Origin of the sequence: Jiangella asiatica, assembly GCF_004349065.1 — a bacterium.
Taxonomy (GTDB): domain Bacteria; phylum Actinomycetota; class Actinomycetes; order Jiangellales; family Jiangellaceae; genus Jiangella; species Jiangella asiatica.
In genome coordinates this window covers 87,446-101,652 of the sequence record NZ_SMKZ01000016.1, presented here as the reverse complement: position 1 = coordinate 101,652, position 14,207 = coordinate 87,446, and the positions used below count along the sequence as shown (strand labels likewise).

Sequence of the window (14,207 nt, the reverse complement as noted above, 5' to 3'; positions counted from 1 at the left end):
TCGGATTCCATGCGCCGGTCAGCCGTCGGTGGCCGGGCGCAGGTGGTGGATGATGCGGTGACTGGAGTTCACGGCGGGCGGCGGGTGGATGTAGTTGTCCTCCGACGTCGCCCACCCGGTCCAGTAGGTGGTGTTGAAGCAGTAGAGCTTCTTGGCGTGCGCGGCCGGGAAGAACGGCAGGTCGCGCAGGTACTCGCGGGCAGCGGCGATGAAGTGCCCCTCGATCCGGGGGTCGCCCAGCGGGAGCCCGGCCATCGCGTCGACGTGCCGGCTGTACTCGGCGTTGGCCCAGCGCACCGCGTTGCCGTCGGCCGGCTGGCCGAGCGGGACCACGCGGCGCTGGTGGAACAGGTCCATCGAGAACCACGGCTCGCTGACCGAGCCGCAGGCCGAGAAGTCGACCGCGGCCTCGAAGGCACCCTGCGCGAGGTTCTCGGCGAACGTGGCGAAGGCCAGCCGCCGCAGCGTGGTGCGGATGCCGGCGAGCTGGAGCTGCTCGGAGACCACGTTGGCCAGTCGGATGCCCTCCGAGCCCTCGGAGATCACGTCGATCTGCAGGGTCAGCTCGACTCCGTCCCGGCTGTAGTACCCCTCGCCGTCACTCGTCCAGCCCTTGGACTCGATCAGCTGCCGCGCGCGGTCCGGGTCGTGGTCGAGGATCGGATACTCCTCGAATACGCCGGCTTCCTCGAGCAGGTCGACGTAGACCTCCAGCGGCGGGTACGGCGGGAAGAACATCCGCGGCTTGGAGGTGGTGCCCTCGTAGGCGATCTCGACGATCTGGTCCTTGTCGACGGCGAAGTTCACCGCCCAGCGCAGGTCGCGGTCGTTCCACGGCTCGACGGCGTTGTTCAGGGAGAACAGCCGCGTGCACGGGTCTTCCCAGGCGTAGGGGAGCTCGGGGTACCAGCTGACGAAGCGTTCGTTGCGCGCCCGCAGGGTCTCGAACGCGCCACCGCTCACGTCGTCGAGCACGTCGAACTCGTTGTCCCCGGCCCGGGCGACCCGGACCTCCTCGGTCTCCGCGACCTCGAACTCGAGGAACTCCGGTGCCGGCAGCTCCTGGAAGCCGGCGTCGACGCCCCACCATTCGGGGTCGCGCTCCCAGGTGACCAGGCTCTGGCCGGTGCTGGTGAGCTTGTAGGGGCCGGTGAACACGGGCCAGCCCTGGTCGAGGTCGTAGTTCTGGAACGTGAGCGGGTCCTGCCCGGCCCAGATGTGCTCGGGCAGGATCGGGATGCAGCGCACGATCTTCACCGCGAAGTGGTCGAGTTGGAACCGCGGGTTCGGTGCGGTCAGGGTGAACTCGACGGTGAGCGGGTCGACCGCGCGGACCGCGGCCACCCAGCGCTGGATCGCGATCGCATGGCCGAAGTTGATCTCGGCCGGGCCGGTCCGGAGCAGCTCGGTGGTGAACACGACGTCGTCGGCGTCGAACGCCTCGCCGTCGGACCAGGTGACGCCGTCGCGCAGGCGCAGCGTCCACACGTCGAGGGTGTCGTTGGACGTGAACTCCAAGCCCAGCCACGGCTCGATCTCGCCGGTCTCGTAGTTCAGCATGAACAGCGGCTCGCACAGCGCGGCGTTGAACCCGCTGTCGTCGCGGAACCCCGGCGCCAGCGGGTTCCACAGCTCCGGCGACTCGATGCGGCGGTTGAGGTCGAAGCGCACCGTCCGGGCGCGCCGGTCGTCGCCCGGAGTGCCGCCACCGCCCTCGCAGGCGGAGAGCAGCGCCGCGGCACCGCCGAGAGCGACGCTGCCGAGCGCTGCGCCGCCGGCCGCGCTGTCGCGGAGGAACCGGCGCCGCGTCAGTCGCGCGGGCCCGTGCTCACCCATCGTCATCAACCCCTCTGCGTCCGTATCGACGCGACAGGACTTTCAGGCGGGGCGCGCGCGGGCTGCGCACCATGGTCAGACGATCTCCAGCGCGTCGCGGTCCGGGAACTCCGGGAACGGCGCGGTCGGCAGAGCCTGGTACCAGTAGGCGACCGACGCGATGTCGTCCTGCAACGGCAGGTACCGGCCGCCGCTTCGCCAGCCCAGCGCCTGCATCGTGACGTCCAGGCCGGACTCGAACCGGATCGGGTCGGTGATGTGCCACCGGTAGAGGCCGAACCTGGTCTGCGTCTGGTTGGCGCTGCTGCCGTCGGGCTGGATGACGTGCGGCATGCCGGCGTACGGCGTGGTGAACGGCTGGTAACGGCCCTCCACGTGGAACCCCCAGGCGCCGCAGAAGTAGTCCTCGGTGCCGGTGCCGCAGATGGTGGGCGACGTCTCGCCGTCCAGGTGGAACTTGAGCTCCCCCTCGCCCCACCATCCGCTGTTGTTGACGCCCCAGGCCACGTAGGTGCCCACGTAGTGGCCGGGACCGCGGACGCCGTCGAGGATGCGGTAGACGTCGAGGTAGGGGAGCGGGTTGGTGCGCCGGAACTGGGCGTGGAAGTAGGCGGCGTCCTCGGGGACGTCCGTCAGCTGGTAGTTGACCTGGTAGAAGAGGGTGGCGTCGTTGTCGGCGAGGTTCTCGACGGTCATCCGGCACCGCCGGCGGAACGGCATCTGCCAGTAGCAGTTGAAGCCGTTGCTCGGGTTCACGCACACCGCCAGCGAGCTGATCTGCTCGAACGGTCCCCACCCGGAGGCGAAGAAGTCGCCGACCGGCGTCTGGACCGACGGATTCTCCTGGTCGTCCCAGTACACCCGCAGCACCAGGAGCCGTGGGCTGACGGTGGCGGTCATCCAGATCTGCTGGATGGAGCCGGGGCCCTCGATGTCGGCGAGGTCGAACGTGGTGCCGGCGGGGATGCTCACCGCCGGGCGGATCTTCCACCCCGGCCCGAGGTCGCGGGCGGCGTGCGCGCCGGGGCCGTCGGTGGCGAGTGCGCCATTACCCCTCTCACCTGTGGGGTTCTCGGCCGAAATCGAACGAGAACGGGCGTCTGACAGCCGGTGGAGATTGCCCATGTGGCTGCCGATTTCGCCGAGCATCGGATTCATCTGCTGACCAGCCTCCTTGATGACCTGCCATACTAGTATAACCAGAATGGCCGCACGTCAAGAGGAACGCGATACTCGATGAACCGCGCGGGTCGCCATGCAGCGACGAGGCGTCGGCGTCGAGCAGGAAGCCCGCCCTGCCCTCCCCGCCTGTGGCTCGGCGGCGCGGGGAATCACGAGGTGTTCTCGTGCTTCACCAGGCATACAAGCATGGTCAAGCACACACAATCCTCGTGATGTCGCCGACATCGCACGCGGGCCGGCAGGGGGTATCAGGCGTCGTCGGCGTCGAGCAGGAAGTAGTCGGGATGCTCGGCCTCGAGCGCCTCGAGGAGGTCCACGGCCAGGCGCAGGTGGCGCCGGAGGATCTGGTCGGCCTGCCTGCGGTCTTTGGCGATGACGCTCTCGACGATGTCGCGGTGCTGGCTGTGCAGCTCGTGCAGCAGGCCGGGGTCGGGGAGCGTGAGCATCCGGACCCGGTCGAGGTGGGCCTTGGCCGAGGACACGATGGGCCAGATCTTCGGGTGCCCGCCGATCTCGAGCAGGCTGCGGTGGATGCTTTCGTCGGTGGTGAACCAATGCTGCAGGTCGCCCTCGAGCTCGGCCTCCTCCTGCTCGTCCAGCAGGCGCCGCAGGCGTTTCTCGTCAGCGGCGCTCACCCGCTTGATCGCGTGCGGGAGCGAGGCGCGTTCGAGGGTCTCGCGGATGAACTGCACCTCGACGACGTCGCGCACGCTGATGCGTGAGACGAACGTGCCCAGCTGGGGCACGACCTCCACCAGGCCGTCGTCGGCGAGGCGGATGAGCGCTTCGCGCACCGGGGTACGGCTGACGGAGTAGCGTGCGGCGAGCTCGTTCTCCGACAGCGCCTGGCCCGGAGGGAGCTCCAGGGAGACGATGGCGCGTCGCAGAACGGTGTAGACATGCGTTCGGGTACTGGCGCGTCGAAGCACGCCGACCTGATTGCGTCGCGCCGCGCCGAGCGGGCGTCCTGCCATGGCGGTGATCCTACTCTTGATATTTCGCAATACTGGTATGGTAGAGCGCCAGATCGCGAGCGTGTCACCAATCTCACGCAGTCGTCACCATGGCAGCTTCCCCCACTTCGCAGTGTAGCCGCCGTGGCGGGCGAAGATCGCGCGACAGGCTCAGCCCGACAGCAGCACCCGTCCCGGGTTCGCGAGCATGCCACCGTCCACCACCACCGTCGCGCCCGTCACGTACGAGGCCGCCGGGCCGGCGAGGAACGCCACGACACCGGCGATCTCGTCCGGTCCGGCCATCCGTCCGTTCGGTGTACCCGACGGCGCGATCACCGGGTTCAGGCCGTCGCGGTCCGCGTCGCCGTCCGGGTTGCCGCTGACCGTGACCAGCGGCGTCATGACGGGGCCGGGCGCCACGCTGTTGACCCGGATGCCGTCCGGCGCGTGGTCGACCGCCATCGACCTGGCGAGGGCGTCGATGCCGGCTTTGCTCACCGAGTAGCCCAGGACCCGCCGAGCCGGTGCGAAGCCCTGGACCGAGGAGACGGCGACGATGGCACCGCCGCCACGCGAGCGCAGGTAGGGGATCGCGGCCTTGGCGGCGAGGAACGTCCCGGTGAGGTTGATGTCGATGACGGTGTGCCAATCGGCCTCCGTGGTGTCCTCGGCGGTGCCGTAGGTCTGGACTCCGGCGCAGCACACCAGCACGTCCAGTCCGCCGTAGCGCTCGGCGGCCAGCCCGATGAGGCCGCGCATGTCGGCCGCGGACCGGACGTCGGCCCGCGCTGCGGTGACGTCGTCGCCGAACTCCGCCAGCGCGTGGCCCGCCTCACGCAGCGTCGCCGGGTCGTGGCTGCAGTAGACGACCTGCGCGCCGCCGCGCGCGAGCGCCGCCACCGTCGCGCGGCCGATGCCGGTGGAGCCGCCGGTGACGGCGGCGACGGAGCCCGTGAACTCGCCCATGACGGCCTCACAGCACCCCGAAGACCCGGTACACCTCGTCGATCGGCATCCCCGCGGCGATCTGCTCCCGCTCGGCGTTCTCGATCTCGAAGGTCTTCTCGACGCGCAACAGCACCTCGTCGACCAGCGCCTCGGGGATGACCTGGACACCGTCGTTGTCGCCGAAGACGAAGTCGCCGGAGGTCATCCGCACCGAGTGGGTCGTGTGGCCGGGCAGGTAGATCGGCCGGTCCACGTCGGTGATGATCCAGCCGCCGAACGCGTTGGGGCGGGTGCCGAAGCTGTACACGGGGAAGTCCGCCATCCGCAGGACGTACTCGGTGTCGCGGCAGTTGCCAGCCAGCAGCATGCCGCGGCAGCCGTGCGCGTAGGCCAACTGGCAGCTCATCTCACCGAAGTGCGCCGCCTGGGTCTCGCGGCCGGTGTCGAAGCACAGGATGGTGCCGTCGGGCCGGTCGGCGACCCGGCGCATCATGCGCTTTTGCGGATGACCGCCTTCGGCCTCCCACGCGGCCTCCTGGGCCGCGGCCTCCTCCGGCGACAGTCCCTGGTCGGCAAGGGAGTGGATCTTCACCGGCAGGGCGCGACCGGTCAGCACCATGCCGGGGCGTAGGGGAGTGAACTCGGCGGACAGGACGGTGTCGGTGACGCCGAGGTGCCACAGCGCGTCGGAGACGTTGCCGCCGTAGCCGGCCCGCCGGAACCGGGCGATGCGCTCCAGGTCGTCGATGTCGAGCCGCCGCGGCTCGTCCCGGGTGGTCGTCGTGGCCGTCATCGCTGGTCCCCTTCGATCGCGTGTACCAGGCCCCGCACGTAGCCCAGTGCGTACAGCCGCCCCAGCGTCTCGTAGCCGGGGGCCTGGTTGTCCTCGCCGGCCATGGTGGGCACGTGGTCGACGCGCAGGTACCCGTCGAAGCCCACGTCGGCGTAGGCCCGCATGGCGGCGGCCATGTCGGTCTGGCCGTCGTCCTGGAAGGTCTCGACGAACGACTCCGGCCCGCCGCGGACGTCGCGGAAGTGGACGAAGAAGACACGCCCGGTGGAACCGAGCAGGTGGATGGCCTTGACGACGTCCACGCCCATCGACGACACCGTGCCCTGGCAGAGCGTGACGCCGTTGTTCGGGCTGGGCACTAAATCGATGACCCGCTTGAGGGCCTCGGGGCTGGTGAGAATGCGGGAGACGCCGCGGATCGGCGATATCGGTGGGTCGTCGGGATGGACTGCCAGCCGCACGCCGCTCTCCTCGGCGACCGGCACGACCCGCTCCAGGAAGTAGTGCATGTTCTCCCAGAGCTGGGACTCGCTGATCTCGCCCCACGGTGACAGCGGCGCCGTCGCGAGTCGCTGGTGGTCGTAGCCGGTGACCAGGGCGCCGCCGCGGGCCTCGATCGCGAACGAGGTCCGCTGCCAGGTGAAACCGGCCATCCAGTTGTGGCAGATGACGGGGATGCCCAGCCGCCCCATGTTCGACAGCAGCTGACAGAACTGCTCGATGTGGCGGTCGCGGTCCGGCAGGCCGAGTTTGATCGGCTCCTGGATCTCCGCCGGCGCGGACTCGATGACCGACAGCGTGATCCCGGCGTCGGCGAAGCGCTGCTGGAGCCGGAACAGATGGTCGAAGTCCCATGGCGACGGGTACTCGGGACCCTCGGGAATGCTCGACACGGCGTGTGTGACGCCCAGCTGCAGGCACAGGTCCCACATCTGGGAGCGGGACGGCGTCAAAGCGTCGGCGAGCTTGATGGACAGCGGCACGGTGCATCCACCCCAAATCTGGTCAGAACGACTTGAGTACTTGTATACTAGCGTGACACCTTACTGGGCAAGGAGGCATCTCATGCCGAGACCCGCGCTCTTGGTTACCACCACACTCACCGGGACGGCGCTGCTGGTCGCGAGCCTGGCGGGACTCCCCGCCGACGCCGCCGGCGACGGCGCACCCAGCGCGCCCGAGCCAGCCGCCGCACCACCGGTTCCCGCGGTCGAGTCGGCGGAGACGCTGGCGAACGGCCCTCGGTACGAGACCGCGACCGACGGCACCGTGTACAGCCCACTCGACGAGCCGGCATTCATCGCCGGGCACGACAACGGCCAGAGCGCCGGCTACGACAACGGCCGCGGCCTGCGCTTCTCGTACTGGTCGTTCGGCGACACCGGATTGACCGAACCCAACGGCGACGGCGTGAATTTCCTCGGCAACACCGGCGCCCGCACGTACGACCTGGACATGAGTGACAGCATCAGCGACTGGCAGTACGACGGCGGACCCGACGGGCCGCGCGAGTTCGTGCAGCTCAACGACGACGAGGAGGCGTGGAGCCACGAGCACGCCGACACCGACCCGGACACCGCGGGCTGCCAGCCGGCGGCGGGCGTCGACTGGATGCAGTGCGGCGACCACCTGGCGATCTGGGGTGGGTCGATCGTCGCCGACAACGCCCGCGACCGCATCCTGGCCTTCTACGCCGTCATCACGCGCTACCACTACCGGCTGGCGGAGCGGCCGAACCCCGACGACCCGAACAATCCCCTCCCGTGCACCGACGAGGACATCGCGAACCGCGTCGAGGCCTGCCGGGGACTGTCCTTCGACGGTGTCGGGCTCGGCGTGGCCGTGTGGACGGAGGATCCGGCCGACGGCGACGGCTGGGCGCGCCAGGTCGTGGCCCACCCGGACGACCCCGCCAACCCGACCGCGCTCTGGGACTGGGACACCGACCCGTCGACGCCGGACCGGGCCTTCGACAAGGGCATGATGATTCACGGCCACCATCTGTACGCCTACGGCTGCTGGGGCTTCCTGGCCTCGGAGTGCCGCGTCGCGCGAGTGTTGATGGGCAAGCCGGACGCTGTCTGGGACCGCTCTGCGTGGGAGTTCTACGCGGGGGAGAGCCGCGACCCGCGGCAGTGCCCCAGGCCGTGGTCGAAGGACATCGCGTGCGCCGTCCCGGCGCCGGCCGAAGGCACGCCGAACGCGCTCACCGCCGGCGCGGCCGGCTCCTCGGTGTTCTGGAACCCGTACTTCGAGCTGTTCATGACCATCTACAGCGTGCCGCTGAGCAACGACCTGCACTACCGGGTCGCGCAGCGGCCCGAGGGACCGTGGTCGCGGGCGCACTTCCTCGGCCGGGCGCTGCCGGCGGCCGGGACCGGCCTGGGCTCGATCAGCTACGCGGGGTTCGCGCACCCGGAGTACGCCGAGCAGGACGGTAGGGTCCAGTACGTGACCTACGCACACTCCACCGCGATCTTCAGCTCGGACTTCCCGGTGCTCAAAGTGACCTTCGCCGATCGTGCGGGCTCGTGACGCGCGACAGCTGGCCGGCGCCCGACCGGGGCGCCGGCGCTGCGCCGGCCGGCGGCGCGACGCCGGCCGCCGCCGGCCGCCGGCCGAAAGTCCTGGTCTTCGACATCGACGGGGTGCGGCGCGACAAGCTGCGCGAGGCTGACACGCCGCACCTGGACGCGCTGGCGGCGCGCGGCCGGCTGGGGCCCACGCTCACCCACGATCCCGACGTGCACGGGGCCGTGACGTCCTCCGGGCCCGGGCACAGCACCCTCCTCACCGGAGTGTGGCCGGACAAGCACCTGGTCGCCGACAACCGGATCGACCCCAACGCGCTGGGGCATTACCCCGACGTCCTGACGCGGTTGGGTGGGCTCCGGCCGGAGCTTGCCACGTTCGCCGTCGGTGACTGGCCGCCCCTGATCGACCAGATCATCGGCAGTCCGACGGTCAAGCTGCTGGTCGACTACGACGACGGCTCCGGGCCGTCCGCGTCCTCCACCCGGCGGATCGCGGACTGGGTGATCCAGCAGCTAGTGATGGGCGACCCCGGCCTGGGCTACGTCTACTTCCTCGACTGCGACCACACGGCGCACCACTTCGGCGCTCTTTCCGACGAGTATCTGCGAGCCATCCACGAGGTGGACGCGGCGATCGGAACGATCCTGGAGGCGGTGCGCGCCCGACCCGGGTACGACGACGAGGACTGGCTGTTCCTCGCGGTCACCGACCACGGGCACGTCGACGCGGGCGGGCACGGGGGCAGCGAGCCGGAGGTCCGCCAGATCTGGTCCCTGGTGTCCGGCGGCGACGCCCCGGTGGCCAGCGGGCCCGCCGGCGCCGGCGTGCGAATGGTGGACGTCGCGCCGACGGTCCTGCACCACCTCGGGGTCGAGATCGATCCGGCCTGGGGCCTCGACGGCACGGCCGCGGTCCCGCTGCACCCGGAGCCCGCCGACCGGGTCACGAGCTGAGGGCCAGGGCGGACCGGACGGCGGCGGCCACCTCCTCGGCGGGGTCGCGCGGCGCCGGGGCGAAGCCGTTCATCCGGTTGCGCATCAGGGCGAACGCGAAGCCCCTGCCGGGGTCGGCGAAGCCCACGCCGCCGCCGGCGCCATTCATCCCGAAGGCGGTCGTGCGCCCGCCGGTGCCGGCGTGGCCGTTGAGGTAGCCCAGGCTCTTGTGCAGCGGTGTGAGCAGGACCTGGTCGACGGCGGAGGTCTGTACCGCGGACGCGGCGCGGACCCGCTCCGGCGGCAGCAGCCTGACCCCGTCGACCGGCCCGATCACAGCGGCGTACATGCGGGCCAGGGCCCGCGCGGTCATGGTGCCCACGGCCGGAACGCTGGCGGTGAGGAAGACCGGGTCGTTGCCGAGGTCCGGGCCGACGGCGAGGGCCGGCGGCTGCGGTGGCAAGGCGTCGGGCGCCGGCAGCTCCAGCACCGCCATCCGGTGCAGTTGGTCCGGAGGCACCGCGCAGTACAGCGAGCCGGTCACGCCCAGCGGGCCGGCGATGTCCTCGCGCACCACGTCGTCGACGGTCCGGCCGGTGGCGCGGCGGATGACCTCGCCAACGATCCAGCCGAAGGTGAAGGCGTGGTAACCCGTGCCCGCGCCGGCGACCCAGCGCGGCGCCAGGTCCGCGACGGCCGCGCACACGTCGTCCCACCGGTGCAGCTGGGCCGGCGTATTCACCCCGTCAGGCAGGTCCGGCACGCCGGCGGCGTGCGTGAGGGCGTGTCGCAGCGTCACGGCGCCCTTGCCCCGTTCGGCGAACTCCGGCCAGTAGGCGGCGACCGGAGCGTCGTAGTCCACCCAGCCGGCCTCGGCCACCACGTGCACCGCGGTGGCCGTCACACCCTTGCCCGCCGACCAGCCGTGGAACAGCGTGTCCGCGGTGACCGGGCGCTCGTGCCGCCGGTCGGCCAGGCCGGCCCACGCGTCGACGACGAGCTCACCGTGCAGGTAGGCCGCCACCTGCAGGCCGACCTCGCCGCCGTCGACGAGGTCGGCCAGGAGCTCCATGACCCGCGCGGGTGCCGTCCCCGCGGGTGGGCTCATCCGCCCAGCAGCGGCGTGAGCAGCTCACGGACCCGCGCGTAGTCGCCGCCGTAGAGCGCGACGCTCGCGGCGTTGACGACGTCGTGCCCGGAGCCCGCGCGCATGGCCTCGTCGCGTGCCTGGCGCAGGGCGTCCCACGCCTCGTCGTAGCCGTCCAGGCGGGGGAGGGTCGCCGCGGCCTCCGGCAGCGGGTGCGGCGTCGCGAGCGGCTCCTGGTACCAGTACGCCACCGAGGCGTAGTCGACGGCGAAGTTGTTGCCGTGGCCGTGCTCGACGGTCCACCGCAGCGAGCTGGAGAAGTGGATGGGGTCGTGCACGTACCAGCGGTACATGGCGACGCGGCCGTCGTAGCGCGGCGACTCCACCAGGTGGAACCCCGTGTACGGGCCGGCGTAGGCGTGCTTCGGCGAGGCGCCGCCGCCGAAGATCTCCTCACTGCCGGTGCCGTGGATCGACGGCGGCCAACTCTCGCCGTCGACGAAGACCATGTCGTCGCCCTCGCCGTACCACACCGGTCCGGCGGTGTTGTCGACCTGCAGGTGCAGGCCGACCATCCGGCCGGCACCGGTCGTGTCCAGCGCGACGTAGTTCTCGGCGCCGTCGGTGTTGGGCTCGTCGTTGAACTGCACGTTGGGCTGGTCGCCGACCGGTACCGTCGGCCGTTCCTGCCGGTACGCGGCGTGGAAGCGCTGGATGTCGCCGGGCAGTGGCTCGGTGTAGGCCTCGTAGTCGACGTGGTACCAGAACGCGCCGCTGAGGCCCCCGAACGGCGTGGACCCGCGGTTCTCCAGGGTCATCCGGGCGCCGGAGCCGAACGGCATGGGGAAGTACGCGTTGAGACCGTGCGACGAGCCCATGCCGGGGTTGACGACGAGCAGTTGGCTGGCGAACTCGCGTACGCGCCCGTGCGCGATGCCGAAGAAGTCGCCGAGCGGCACCTGGACCGACGGCTCGGCGGCGCCGTCCCAGTAGCACCGCAGGATCGCGTTGCGGTAGTCGCGCACGTCCGGCAGCACCAGGGCGCAGTAGAAGTGGGTGATGCAGCCCGGCCCGTCGTGCTCCATGAGGGTGAACGTCTCACCTGGGCCGATGCGGACGAAATCCTGGTTGGCGCCGGTGCGGTCGAACGACGACGCGCGCAGGCTGCGGGCCCGGCGGGCGCTGAAGAGCGTAGCGAGGGACGTGGAGAGGACCGGGTGTCGACTCATCGTTCCATCCTTGTCGGCCGAGAGAGTTCCGCACTAGTATGCCAGTATGCCTGCCGGTCCGGGACTCTCGCTCCGGCCGCGTCTGCGTGACCCGTCGACCCGGCTCACCGCCACCTTCGTGCTGGTGCCGCGCGTCGAGATCGTGGAGACGCTGGCCGCCGCGGGCTTCGACGCCGTCGTGTTCGACCTCGAGCACGGCCCGTATGACGTGCCGGAGCTGTCGCCGCTGGTCGCCGCCGCCCACGGAGCCGGCGCGGCGGCGCTGGTGCGCGTGAGCGAGCTGTCCGAGACCGCCATCGGCCGCGCCCTGGACGCCGGCGCCGATGGCGTGATCGTCCCGCACGTGGGCGGGCCGGAGGAGGCGGCGGCCGCGGTCGCCGCCGCACGGTTCCCGCCGGACGGCACGCGCAGCGTGAACCCGTACGTGCGCGGCGCGGGCCACGGCTGGTCGGCGTCGTACCTGGCCGACGCCGCCGCCGGCGTCGCGGTGATGGTCATGGTCGAAGGGGCGGCGGGGGTGGCGGCCGCGGCCGAGATCGTCGCCGTCCCCGGTGTCGACGGGGTCTTCGTCGGCCCGGTCGACCTGGCCGGTGCCATCGGGCGGCCGGGTCAGCCGGAACACGCCGATGTCGTCGCCGCCGTCGGGGAACTGCTGCGCCAGGCCGGGGCGGCGGGCGTCGCGCCGGCCGTGTACGCGCCTACGCCGGCCGCCGCGCGCCGGTGGTTGGGGCTGGGCGCACGGTTCGTCGCCCTGTCCGCCGACATCGCCATGGCCGGCGACGCGTTCGGGCGCTACCTGAAGGAGGTCACGGTGATGGAGCCGTGAAGATCGTCCAGGTCGAGAGCTTCATCCTGCGGGTGCCGATCCCGCGACTGGTGACGGACGCGTTCAACCGCGCCGACCGCTGGGGACTGCCCGGCGTGCTCGTGCGCACCGACGACGGTCTCGTCGGCACCGGCTACACGAGCACGTTGTCGCACGGCGACGAGGCGATCACGCGGATCATCGACGACGTCTACACGCCGCTGCTGCTGGGCGAGGACCCCCGCGACACCCAGCGGCACTGGGAGCGCCTGTACTGGTCCGACGCGCACTGGGTAGGACGGCTCGGCGTCACCCAGATGGCGCTCGCGGCGGTCGACATCGCGCTGTGGGACCTCAAGGCCCAGGCCTGCGAGCTGCCGCTGTGGCGCCTGGTCGGCGGCCACAAGGCCGGCTCGGTCCCGTCGTACAACACCGACGGCGGCTGGCTGAACTTCGAGGTCCCGCGGCTGGTCGACGAGATGACCGCGATCGTGGAGCAGGGCTGGACCGGCGTGAAGATGAAGATCGGCAAGCCGAACCCGCGCGAGGACGTCGCTCGCGTCGCCGCGGTGCGCGCGGCGCTCGGCCCCGACGTCGACCTGATGATCGACGTCAACCAGCGCTGGGACCGCACCCGCGCGCTGGGCTGGGCGCACCGGTTCGAGCCGTTCGACATCACCTGGCTCGAGGAGCCGATGGACCCCGACGACGTCGAGGGCCACGCCCGGCTGGCCGACGCCACCCACATCCCGATCGCGCTGGGTGAGCACGTCTACTCGCGCACGGCGTTCCGCGACTTCGTCAGCCGCGGCAATGTCGGCTACCTGCAGGCCGACGTCACCCGGCTCGGCGGCATCACCGAGTGGCTGGCGGTGGCGGAGATGGCGCAGGCCCACCACGTCCCGGTGGTGCCGCACCACGCGGATATGATGCGCGTTCACCAGCACCTGGGCGCCGGGCACGCCGCCGTCCCGATGATCGAGTGCATCCCGTGGCTGCAGGAGGTCTTCGCCGAGCCCGCCGACATCCGCCAGGGCACGTTCCACGTGCCGGACACCCCGGGCGCGTCCACGGCCTTCGACGACGACGCGTTCGCGCGCTACCGGGTGGCGTGATGGACACCGCGACCATCGAGCGCCTGGGCACCGAGATCTACCGCGCGGAGCGGGAGGCGACCGCGCTGCGACCGCTGAGCTCCCGGCATCCCGGCCTCGACCCGGCCGCCGCATACCAGGTGCAGGAGCACTACGCGCGGCTGCGCACCGCCGACGGCGCCCGGCTGGTCGGCCGCAAGATCGGCTGCACCAGCACAGCCATCCAGGAGCTGTTCGGCATCGACACGCCCGACTACGGCCAGCTCTTCGACGACATGGTGGTCGGCACCGGAGTGCCGATCCCGATCGACCGGCTGATCGCGCCGATGGTCGAGCCCGAGATCGGCTTCCTGCTCGCCGCGGACGTTCGTGGCCCGGACGCCACCGCGGCCGGCGTGCTGGCCGCGACCGACCGTGTCGTGCCCGCCGTCGAGATCATCGACAGCCGCATCGAGGACTGGCGGATCGAGTTCGTCGACACCGTCGCCGACAACGGCAGCAGCGCCCGCTACGTCCTCGGCCCGCCGGTGCCGTTGGACGGGCGCGACCTCGTCGTCGAGCAGGTGGTGCTCACCGGGGACGGCACCGAGCTGTACCGCGGCGACGGGGCGGCGGTGCTCGGTCACCCGGCCGCGGCGGTTGCCTGGCTCGCCAACGTCCTCGCCGGGTACGACCGGCATCTGCCAGCCGGATCGCTGGTGCTGTCGGGGTCGATGACCCGTGCCGCGCCGGCCGTGCGGGGGCGGTCGTACCAGGCCACGTTCACCAGTCTCGGCACGGTGTCGTGCCGGTTCGTCTAGGGAGTCCCGC

General features: G+C 71.2%; 13 protein-coding genes. 5 read left to right on the top strand and 8 right to left on the bottom strand.

Translation table 11 applies throughout. The annotated features are described in order from the left end of the window. Positions 1–18 precede the first annotated feature (18 nt). The 6 genes from E1269_RS13175 to E1269_RS13150 all read right to left on the bottom strand — a co-directional run bounded on the left by E1269_RS13175 (position 19) and on the right by E1269_RS13150 (position 6,698). Complete coding sequence (locus E1269_RS13175) at positions 19–1,836, bottom strand: ABC transporter substrate-binding protein (RefSeq protein WP_162606394.1); 1,818 nt, start codon at positions 1,834–1,836, stop codon at positions 19–21. A 75-nt stretch (positions 1,837–1,911) separates the two neighbouring features. Next, positions 1,912–2,994 (bottom strand): glycoside hydrolase family 172 protein, encoded by a 1,083-nt coding sequence (locus E1269_RS13170; protein WP_131895156.1) that lies wholly within the window; start codon positions 2,992–2,994, stop codon positions 1,912–1,914. 272 nt (positions 2,995–3,266) lie between these two features. Further along, entirely contained in the window at positions 3,267–3,992 is a 726-nt protein-coding gene (locus E1269_RS13165; protein WP_131895154.1) for a GntR family transcriptional regulator, read from the bottom strand. Positions 3,993–4,142: 150 nt separating this feature from the next. Continuing rightward, positions 4,143–4,940, bottom strand: a complete 798-nt coding sequence (locus E1269_RS13160; RefSeq protein WP_131895152.1) for an SDR family NAD(P)-dependent oxidoreductase — start codon at positions 4,938–4,940, stop codon at positions 4,143–4,145. A gap of 7 nt (positions 4,941–4,947) precedes the next feature. Further along, positions 4,948–5,715: an RraA family protein gene (locus E1269_RS13155; RefSeq protein ID WP_203433479.1), complete on the bottom strand. Its 768-nt coding sequence runs from the start codon at positions 5,713–5,715 to the stop codon at positions 4,948–4,950. Next, entirely contained in the window at positions 5,712–6,698 is a 987-nt protein-coding gene (locus E1269_RS13150) for a mannonate dehydratase (RefSeq protein WP_203433477.1), read from the bottom strand. The genes E1269_RS13155 and E1269_RS13150 overlap by 4 nt, the downstream gene beginning before the upstream one ends. 82 nt (positions 6,699–6,780) lie before the next feature. Between E1269_RS13150 and E1269_RS13145 the strand changes: the two genes are divergently transcribed. Then, positions 6,781–8,250 (top strand): DUF4185 domain-containing protein, encoded by a 1,470-nt coding sequence (locus E1269_RS13145; protein WP_162606393.1) that lies wholly within the window; start codon positions 6,781–6,783, stop codon positions 8,248–8,250. Then, on the top strand, positions 8,247–9,203 hold the full coding sequence (locus tag E1269_RS13140; RefSeq protein ID WP_131895146.1) for an alkaline phosphatase family protein: 957 nt from the start codon (positions 8,247–8,249) through the stop codon (positions 9,201–9,203). The genes E1269_RS13145 and E1269_RS13140 overlap by 4 nt, the downstream gene beginning before the upstream one ends. Here E1269_RS13140 and E1269_RS13135 read toward each other — a convergent pair. Beyond that, positions 9,193–10,290, bottom strand: a complete 1,098-nt coding sequence (locus E1269_RS13135; RefSeq protein WP_131895144.1) for a serine hydrolase domain-containing protein — start codon at positions 10,288–10,290, stop codon at positions 9,193–9,195. The genes E1269_RS13140 and E1269_RS13135 overlap by 11 nt on opposite strands. Further along, the gene (locus tag E1269_RS13130) at positions 10,287–11,498 is read right to left on the bottom strand and encodes a glycoside hydrolase family 172 protein (protein ID WP_131895142.1); all 1,212 of its coding nucleotides are present in this window, start codon (positions 11,496–11,498) and stop codon (positions 10,287–10,289) included. The genes E1269_RS13135 and E1269_RS13130 overlap by 4 nt, the downstream gene beginning before the upstream one ends. A gap of 46 nt (positions 11,499–11,544) precedes the next feature. On the opposite strand from E1269_RS13130, the gene E1269_RS13125 reads away from it, so the two are divergent. The 3 genes from E1269_RS13125 to E1269_RS13115 are packed head-to-tail and all read left to right on the top strand — an operon-like array spanning position 11,545 to position 14,197. Beyond that, positions 11,545–12,324, top strand: a complete 780-nt coding sequence (locus E1269_RS13125) for an HpcH/HpaI aldolase family protein (protein WP_131895140.1) — start codon at positions 11,545–11,547, stop codon at positions 12,322–12,324. After that, on the top strand, positions 12,321–13,418 hold the full coding sequence (locus tag E1269_RS13120) for a mandelate racemase/muconate lactonizing enzyme family protein (RefSeq protein WP_131895138.1): 1,098 nt from the start codon (positions 12,321–12,323) through the stop codon (positions 13,416–13,418). Before E1269_RS13125 ends, E1269_RS13120 begins: the two co-directional genes overlap by 4 nt. Next, positions 13,418–14,197: a 2-keto-4-pentenoate hydratase gene (locus E1269_RS13115; RefSeq protein WP_131895136.1), complete on the top strand. Its 780-nt coding sequence runs from the start codon at positions 13,418–13,420 to the stop codon at positions 14,195–14,197. The genes E1269_RS13120 and E1269_RS13115 overlap by 1 nt, the downstream gene beginning before the upstream one ends. Positions 14,198–14,207: the final 10 nt, after the last annotated feature.

Excerpts from the sequence above, each read along its gene's own strand:
- E1269_RS13130 (WP_131895142.1), bottom strand. The coding sequence starts at position 11,498 with ATGAGTCGACACCCGGTCCTCTCCACGTCCCTCGCTACGCTCTTCAGC.
- E1269_RS13175 (WP_162606394.1), bottom strand. The coding sequence starts at position 1,836 with ATGGGTGAGCACGGGCCCGCGCGACTGACGCGGCGCCGGTTCCTCCGC.
- E1269_RS13115 (WP_131895136.1), top strand. The coding sequence starts at position 13,418 with ATGGACACCGCGACCATCGAGCGCCTGGGCACCGAGATCTACCGCGCG.
- E1269_RS13135 (WP_131895144.1), bottom strand. The coding sequence starts at position 10,290 with ATGAGCCCACCCGCGGGGACGGCACCCGCGCGGGTCATGGAGCTCCTG.
- E1269_RS13170 (WP_131895156.1), bottom strand. The coding sequence starts at position 2,994 with ATGAATCCGATGCTCGGCGAAATCGGCAGCCACATGGGCAATCTCCAC.
- E1269_RS13165 (WP_131895154.1), bottom strand. The coding sequence starts at position 3,992 with ATGGCAGGACGCCCGCTCGGCGCGGCGCGACGCAATCAGGTCGGCGTG.
- E1269_RS13125 (WP_131895140.1), top strand. The coding sequence starts at position 11,545 with ATGCCTGCCGGTCCGGGACTCTCGCTCCGGCCGCGTCTGCGTGACCCG.
- E1269_RS13160 (WP_131895152.1), bottom strand. The coding sequence starts at position 4,940 with ATGGGCGAGTTCACGGGCTCCGTCGCCGCCGTCACCGGCGGCTCCACC.
- E1269_RS13145 (WP_162606393.1), top strand. The coding sequence starts at position 6,781 with ATGCCGAGACCCGCGCTCTTGGTTACCACCACACTCACCGGGACGGCG.
- E1269_RS13155 (WP_203433479.1), bottom strand. The coding sequence starts at position 5,715 with ATGACGGCCACGACGACCACCCGGGACGAGCCGCGGCGGCTCGACATC.